This window comes from Jannaschia halovivens (genome assembly GCF_046452375.1).
In the GTDB taxonomy this organism is placed as follows: domain Bacteria; phylum Pseudomonadota; class Alphaproteobacteria; order Rhodobacterales; family Rhodobacteraceae; genus Jannaschia; species Jannaschia halovivens.
In genome coordinates, this window is record NZ_JBKFDJ010000002.1 from 699,957 (window position 1) to 707,500 (window position 7,544).

Sequence of the window (7,544 nt, forward strand, 5' to 3'; positions counted from 1 at the left end):
CGGATCACTGCTGCCAGGACTGGACGAGCTCGTCGTAGGAAACCGTCATCGGCTCCTCGTCCTCGTTCTCGATCTTGGCATAGGGCGCGCCGTCCATGTCGAACCAGACCTGCGGGTCCTGCTCTTCGTTCATGACCGGACCGATATCGCCTTGCACGCCGGCGCGCTCGAGACGCTCCAGCACGCTTTCCTGCGCCTCGCACAGCGCGTCGAGCGCTTCCTGTGCGGTCTTGGCGCCGGACATGGCGTCACCGATGTTCTGCCACCAGAGCTGTGCCAGCTTGGGGTAGTCCGGCACGTTCGTCCCGGTCGGCGACCACGCCACGCGGGCGGGCGAGCGGTAGAACTCGATCAGGCCGCCCAGAAGGTTGGCACGCTCCGAGAAGTGGTCGGAGTTGATCGTCGACTCGCGGATGAACGTGAGACCCACGTCGGACTTCTTGAGGTCCACCGTCATCGAGGTCACGAACTGCGCGTAGAGCCACGCGGCCTGTGCCCGGTCGACGGGCGTGGACTGCATAAGCGTCCACGATCCCACGTCCTGGTAGCCGACCTTCTGGCCGTCCTTCCAGTAGACGCCGTGCGGCGAGGGGGCCATGCGCCACTTGGGCGTGCCGTCCTCGTTGAGTACCGCCGCCGCGCCGTCACCGACCATGTCGGCGGTGAACGCGGTGTACCAGAACATCTGCTGGGCGATCTGGCCCTGCGCCGGGATCGGACCCGCTTCGCCGAAGGTCATACCGGCAGCCGAGGGCGGCGAGTACTTCTGCAGCCATTCGATCGCCTTGTTGACCGCGTAGACTGCGGCGGGCGAGTTGGTCGCACCGCCCCGAGCCACGCAGGAGCCGACCGGCTGGCTGTTCTCGTTGACACGGATGCCCCATTCGTCGACCGGAAGGCCGTTGGGTTCGCCCACATCGCCCATGCCGGCCATAGACATCCACGCGTCAGTGTAACGCCAGCCGAGGCTCGGGTCCTTCTTGCCGTAATCCATGTTGCCGTAGACGTCGCCTTCGACGCCCATATGGCTCAGGTCGCGGCCAGTGAAGAATTCGGCGATGTCCTCGTATGCGGACCAGTTGACCGGAACACCCAGCTCGTAGCCGAAGGTGTCCATGAAGTCGGTCTTGTTCTTCTCGTCGTTGAACCAGTCGTAGCGGAACCAATAGAGGTTCGCGAACTGCTGGTCAGGCAGCTGGTAGAGCTTGCCGTCGGGCGCCGTCGTGAACTGGAGCCCGATGAAGTCGTCGAGGTTCAGCGTGGGCGACGTGACGTCCGCACCTTCGTTCGCCATCCAGTCGGTCAGGTTGCGCACCTGCTGGTAGCGCCAATGCGTGCCGATCAGGTCGGAGTCGTTGACATAGGCGTCATAGACATTCTGCCCCGACTGCATCTGCGTCTGCAGCTTCTCGACGACATCGCCCTCGCCGATCAGGTCGTGCGTCACCGAGATCCCGGTGATCGCGGTGAAGGCGGGTGCCAGCACCTGGCTTTCGTATTCGTGGGTCGTGATCGTCTCGGAGACGACGTTGATCTCCATGCCGGCGAAGGGCTGGGCCGCGTCGACGAACCACTGCATCTCGGCTTCCTGCTCCTCGCGGGTGAGGACCGAGAGGCCGTCGATCTCGTTGTCGAGGAACGACATCGCGGCTTCCATGTCCGCGAAGGCCGGCCCGGCGAGCAGCGCGAGTGCCATCCCCATCGCGCTCGTTGATCGTATCAGGGTTTTCATCCTTTACCTCCCATTGGTCTTGGACGTTTTCTTGGTTACCCGCGCCGTCCCGAAGGCGGCACGAATTCGGTATCGCCTAGACCCACCGGAACACGGCAGCGGCGTAGGCTAGGCAGAGGACGAGGGCCCAGTATTGCGGCCCGATCCCCAGCGCGAGCCAGATCAGGTTTATGAAGGCCGAGCCCAGCAGCGTGATGAACAGCCGATCACCCCGAGTCGTCTCGATCCGGAGGATGCCGGTGCGCGGCGTCTCGGGATAGCGGATCGCGAGCACCGTGAAGGTCACGAGCAGGAGCGCGATCACCCCGAAGAACGCAGCCGTGGGCCAGGTCCAGGCCATCCAGTCAAGCATGACGCGCCTCCCCCCGACCGATCATCACACCCGCCCCAGGGCGAAGCCCTTGGCGATGTAGTTGCGCACGAAATAGATCACGAGCGCGCCGGGCACGATCGTCAACACGCCCGCCGCCGCAAGCACGCCCCAGTCGATGCCCGATGCCCCTTGCGTCCGCGTCATGATCGCCGCGATGGGCTTGGCGTCCACCGTGGTCAGCGTGCGCGACAGGAGCAGTTCGACCCACGAGAACATGAAGCAGAAGAACGCGGCGACGCCGATGCCGGAGGCGATCAGCGGCATGAAGATCTTCACGAAGAAGCCGCCGAAGCTGTAGCCGTCGATATAGGCCGTCTCGTCGATCTCCTTGGGGACGCCGCGCATGAAGCCTTCGAGGATCCAGACCGCGAGCGGCACGTTGAAGAGGCAGTGGGCAAGTGCCACGGCGATATGCGTGTCGAAGAGGCCGACCGATGAATAGAGCTGGAAGAACGGCAGGGCGAAGACCGCGGGCGGGGCCATCCGGTTGGTCAGGAGCCAGAAGAACAGGTGCTTGTCGCCCATGAACGTATAGCGCGAGAAGGCGTAGGCCGCGGGTAGCGCGACGGTCAGCGAGATCACGGTGTTCATCACCACGTAGATCAGCGAATTGACGTAGCCCATGTACCAGGATGGGTCGTTCAGGATCTTGGCATAGTTCGCCAGCGTCAGGTCGCGCGGCCAGAGCGAGAACGTCCCGAGGATCTCGGAATTGGTCTTCAGGCTCATGTTCAGGAGCCAGTAGATCGGCACCAGCAGGAACAGCAGGTACAGCGTCATGACCACCGCGCTGCCCGATGGGCGGAAGCGCCGGCGGGTCGCGGCATAGGGCCGCGAGGTAACGACATTGCCGGGAATGGTGCCGGCGCCGGGGGCTTGGACGGTGTTGTCGGTCATCCCCGGGACTCCCGCGCGTCGAGATTGGTCATCACCGTGTAGAACACCCATGAGATCAGCAGGATCACGAGGAAGTACATCAGGCTGAACGCCGCCGCGGGTCCGAGGTCGAACTGCCCCAACGCCATCTTCACGAGGTCGATCGACAGGAAGGTCGTGGCATTGCCCGGACCGCCGCCGGTGACGACGAAGGGTTCGGTGTAGATCATGAAGCTGTCCATGAAGCGCAGAAGGATCGCGATCATCAGGACACCCGCCATCTTGGGCAGCTCGATGAAACGGAAGACGGCCCAGCGGCTCGCCTGATCGATCTTGGCGGCCTGGTAATAGGCGTCGGGGATCGAGCGCAGGCCGGCAAAGGCCAGAAGGGCGACCAGCGACGTCCAGTGCCAGACATCCATCACGATCACCGTGACCCACGCGTCGAGGGTGTTCTGCGTGTAGTTGTAGTCGATCCCCAGCGCGTCGAGCGTATAGCCCAGCAGGCCGATATCGACGCGCCCGAAGATCTGCCAGATCGTGCCCACCACGTTCCACGGGATCAGCAGCGGCAGCGACATCGCCACGAGGCAGAAGGACGACCAGAAGCCCGATTTCGGCATGTTCAGGGCCACGAAGATGCCCAGCGGCACCTCGATGGCGAGGATGATCGCCGAGAAGGTCAGCTGGCGGGCCAGCGCGTTCCACATCCGCTCGGAGGCCAGCATCTCCTCGAACCAGGCAAGGCCGGCCCAGAAGAACTGGTTGTTCCCGAATGTGTCCTGAACCGAGTAATTCACCACCGTCATCAGCGGGATGACCGCCGAGAACGCGACGAGCAGCAGCACCGGAAGGACGAGGAACCAGGCCTTGTGGTTGACGGTCTTCTGCATCACGCAACCCTCCCCTGTGTGTCATCCGACCCGATCGGCGCGAGACGCCAGTCATCAGCGTAGACGTTGATGCCCTCTGGCGCCAAGCCGATGCGGTCGACATCGGCGGGAATGGGATCACCCTCGCCCGCGATCGCGCTGACCTCGTGGCCCATCACATCCAGCCGAACGATCCTGTGCCGCCCGACATCCTCGATCCGGGTGATGGTGGCGGGCAGACCTTCGCCACCGGACCGGAGCTGGATGAATTCGGGCCGCACTCCGATCTGGATGCGCCCCTCGCCGGAATAGGCGGCCCCGAGGTCGATCGCCGTCTCGCCGATCCGCGCCATGCGCCCGTCCAATGTCGCGTCGAACAGGTTCATCCCCGGCGAGCCGATGAAATACCCGACGAAGGTGTGGGCGGGCCGCTCGAACAGCTCGCGCGGGGTGCCGATCTGCACGACGCGCCCGTCATGCATCACAACGACCTTGTCGGCGAAGGTCAGCGCCTCGGTCTGGTCGTGGGTCACATAGATCATCGTGTGCCCGAAATCGTCGTGCAGTTTCTTGAGCTGGGTCCGCAGCTCCCATTTCATGTGCGGGTCGATCACGGTCAGCGGCTCGTCGAAGAGGAGTGCGTTCACGTCCTCGCGGACCATGCCGCGCCCGAGGCTGATCTTCTGCTTGGCGTCCGCCGTCAGGCCCCGCGCCTTGCGGTTGAGCTGATCCTCCATGTCGATCATCGCGCCGACCTTCTGGACGCGGCGCGCGATCTCGTCCGGCGGGAGGCCGCGGTTCTTCAGGGGAAAGGCGAGGTTCTCGCGAACGGTCATCGTGTCGTAGACGACCGGGAACTGGAACACCTGCGCGATGTTGCGCTCGGCGGTGGGCGCATCGGTGACGTCCCGCCCATCGAAGAGCACGCGCCCATGGCTCGGGCGCAGAAGCCCCGAGATGATGTTCAGGAGCGTGGACTTGCCGCAGCCCGACGCCCCCAAGAGTGCGTAGGCTTCGCCGTCCGTCCAGTCGTGATGCAGCTCCTTCAGGGCGTAGTCGTCCGGCCCCTTGGGATTCGCCATGTAAGAATGCGCCAGGTTCTCGAGCGTGATCTTGGCCATCAGGCGGCCTCAGCATAGCTGGCGCCGACGACGAGCGCGCCGTCCGCGTCGAAGAGATAGACCCGCGACGGATGCAGGTAGACGTCGAGCGCCTGTCCGGGCGTCAAATCACGGATCCCGTGGATTAGCCCGACCCACCGCTCGCCGTGATGATCGAGATGGACGAAGGTCTCGGACCCGGTGATCTCGGTCACGGTCAGCGTGGTCTCGAAACGGATCGCGCCCTCGACCGGCTCGAGCGAGAGATGGTTGGGACGGAACCCCGCAAGATAGGTGCCGTCGCGCAGGCCATCCCCGAGATAGCCGGACGGCAGCACGTCATCGGTACCATAGGTCATGGCGTCGCCGCGCTTCTGAAGCGTCAGGAAATTCATCGGCGGGTCCGAGAAGACGCGTGCCGTCGTCGCGTCGGCGGGCTGTCGGTAGACCTCGGCGGTCGGTCCGAACTGCGTCACCCGCCCCTCCCAGAGCGTGGCGCAATTCCCCCCGAGCAGCAACGCCTCCTCGGGCTCGGTCGTGGCGTAGACGAAGATCGCCCCCGACGCCTCGAAGATGCGCGGGATCTCGGCCCGCAACTCCTCGCGCAGTTTGTAATCCAGATTGGCCAGCGGCTCGTCGAGCAGGACAAGACCTGCGTTCTTGACCAGCGCCCGCGCCAGGGCGCATCGCTGCTGCTGGCCGCCCGAAAGCTCCAGCGGCTTGCGCTCCAGCATCGGGGTCAGCTTCATCATCTCGGCCGTCTCGTCGACACGGCGGTCGATCTCGGCCCGGTCGATCCCCATCAACTTCATCGGCGAGGCGATGTTCTCGCGGACCGTCATCGACGGGTAGTTGATGAACTGCTGGTAGACCATCGCGACCTTGCGATCCTGGACGCGCATCCCCGTGACGTCTTCACCCTGCCAGACGACGCGCCCTTCGGTCGGCTGGTCGAGCCCTGCCATCAGGCGCATCAGAGTTGTCTTGCCCGAAGATGTTGGCCCGAGCAGCACGTTCATCGTGCCGTTCTCCAGCGTCAGATCCGTGCGGTGGATATGCGTCTGGGCGCCCACCTGCTGTGTCACGCCTTGCAACGACAAACTCATGCCCGACCTCCCGTCATCTTGTTCCGAGCACTCCGCCGCCCCCTGCCGTCTCTGCGCCGTGTCGCGTTCGGGCGGGGCAGAACACCGCCCTCGCGGACCTACGGCGCCGAACTCGGCATCCTCTGACGTAAGCGTAAGACAGAAATCCGGGACGACCTAGCCCGCAATCGCCCATTCGCGCCTGCCCTGCCCCGGCGTCATTGAGATCCGAGCGCAGGTTGCATCCGCCGTAGGAGACAGCGACGCCCTGCTGTCCCATGCTTGCCGGACAGCGAAGCCCGACCAACCGTCGCCTGTGACAACCCGGAACCGCGTTCGCCCGCACCCGGCGACGTCGGCGCCGTTAATGCCGCCGGACGCGAAAAAACCGCCCGGAGGCGGCGTCTTGCGTGGATATTGAAAATGGTTGCGGGAGTAGGATTTGAACCTACGACCTTCAGGTTATGAGCCTGACGAGCTACCGGGCTGCTCCATCCCGCGCCAATTCGTCATCGTTCGAGAGATACATTCGATGTGCTTCCTAGGTTTGGCGATGACCTACTCTCCCACGTCTTAAGACGCAGTACCATCGGCGCTACAGCACTTAACGGCCGGGTTCGGGATGGGACCGGGTGTTTTGCTTGCGCTATGATCACCAAACCGAGGAAACACATCGAATTCCAAGCCGAGCACGCTGTGCGTGTATGCTCTTGTTCAGTCCAATCAGAAGCCAGGCTTCTACTGGATCAAATCAAGCCTATCGGACAATTAGTACCAGTCAACTGAACGCCTTACGGCGCTTACATCTCTGGCCTATCGACGTGGTGGTCTACCACGGTCCTCAGGGATATCTTGTTTTGAAGGGGGCTTCCCGCTTAGATGCCTTCAGCGGTTATCCTGTCCGATCATAGCTACCCAGCACTGCCATTGGCATGACAACTGGTCCACCAGTGGATCGTTCACCCCGGTCCTCTCGTACTAGGGGCAACTCTTCTCAAATATCCTACACCCACGGAAGATAGGGACCGAACTGTCTCACGACGTTCTAAACCCAGCTCACGTACCTCTTTAAACGGCGAACAGCCGTACCCTTGGGACCTGCTCCAGCCCCAGGATGAGATGAGCCGACATCGAGGTGCCAAACACTGCCGTCGATATGGACTCTTGGGCAGTATCAGCCTGTTATCCCCGGCGTACCTTTTATCCGTTGAGCGATGGCCCTCCCACTTGGGACCACCGGATCACTATGGCCGTCTTTCGACTCTGCTCGACTTGTCAGTCTCGCAGTCAGGCTGGCTTCTGCCATTGCACTCAACGATCGATGTCCGACCGATCTGAGCCAACCTTCGCGCGCCTCCGTTACTCTTTAGGAGGCGACCGCCCCAGTCAAACTACCCGCCACAGAGGGTCCCGGATCCGGATAACGGACCGCGGTTAGATATCAAGCGAGGCAAGGGTGGTATCTCAAGGGAGGCTCCACGGCGACTGGCGTCACCGCTTCAAAGC

At 63.3% G+C, this 7,544-nt stretch carries 6 protein-coding genes, 1 tRNA gene and 2 rRNA genes (1 of these 9 only partly in view); all 9 read right to left on the bottom strand.

Annotation, left to right across the window (positions count from 1 at the left end; all coding sequences use genetic code 11):
- Positions 1 to 4: 4 nt before the first annotated feature.
- Positions 5 to 1,732, bottom strand: a complete 1,728-nt coding sequence (locus ACK8OR_RS16975) for an ABC transporter substrate-binding protein (RefSeq protein ID WP_410190570.1) — start codon at positions 1,730 to 1,732, stop codon at positions 5 to 7.
- 76 nt (positions 1,733 to 1,808) lie between these two features.
- Complete coding sequence (locus ACK8OR_RS16980) at positions 1,809 to 2,084, bottom strand: DUF2160 domain-containing protein (protein WP_298429087.1); 276 nt, start codon at positions 2,082 to 2,084, stop codon at positions 1,809 to 1,811.
- 24 nt (positions 2,085 to 2,108) lie between these two features.
- A complete protein-coding gene (locus tag ACK8OR_RS16985; protein ID WP_410190571.1) occupies positions 2,109 to 3,002 on the bottom strand; it encodes a carbohydrate ABC transporter permease in 894 nt (297 codons plus the stop codon).
- The gene (locus ACK8OR_RS16990; RefSeq protein WP_410190572.1) at positions 2,999 to 3,874 is read right to left on the bottom strand and encodes a carbohydrate ABC transporter permease; all 876 of its coding nucleotides are present in this window, start codon (positions 3,872 to 3,874) and stop codon (positions 2,999 to 3,001) included. Before ACK8OR_RS16990 ends, ACK8OR_RS16985 begins: the two co-directional genes overlap by 4 nt.
- Entirely contained in the window at positions 3,874 to 4,974 is a 1,101-nt protein-coding gene (locus ACK8OR_RS16995; protein ID WP_410190573.1) for an ABC transporter ATP-binding protein, read from the bottom strand. Before ACK8OR_RS16995 ends, ACK8OR_RS16990 begins: the two co-directional genes overlap by 1 nt.
- Complete coding sequence (locus ACK8OR_RS17000; protein WP_410190574.1) at positions 4,974 to 6,059, bottom strand: ABC transporter ATP-binding protein; 1,086 nt, start codon at positions 6,057 to 6,059, stop codon at positions 4,974 to 4,976. Before ACK8OR_RS17000 ends, ACK8OR_RS16995 begins: the two co-directional genes overlap by 1 nt.
- A gap of 403 nt (positions 6,060 to 6,462) precedes the next feature.
- Positions 6,463 to 6,539: transfer RNA gene (locus ACK8OR_RS17005), tRNA-Met, on the bottom strand.
- 44 nt (positions 6,540 to 6,583) lie between these two features.
- Positions 6,584 to 6,698 (bottom strand): 5S ribosomal RNA (gene rrf, locus ACK8OR_RS17010).
- Positions 6,699 to 6,785: 87 nt separating this feature from the next.
- Positions 6,786 to 7,544 (bottom strand): 23S ribosomal RNA (locus ACK8OR_RS17015) (it continues 2,072 nt past the right edge of the window).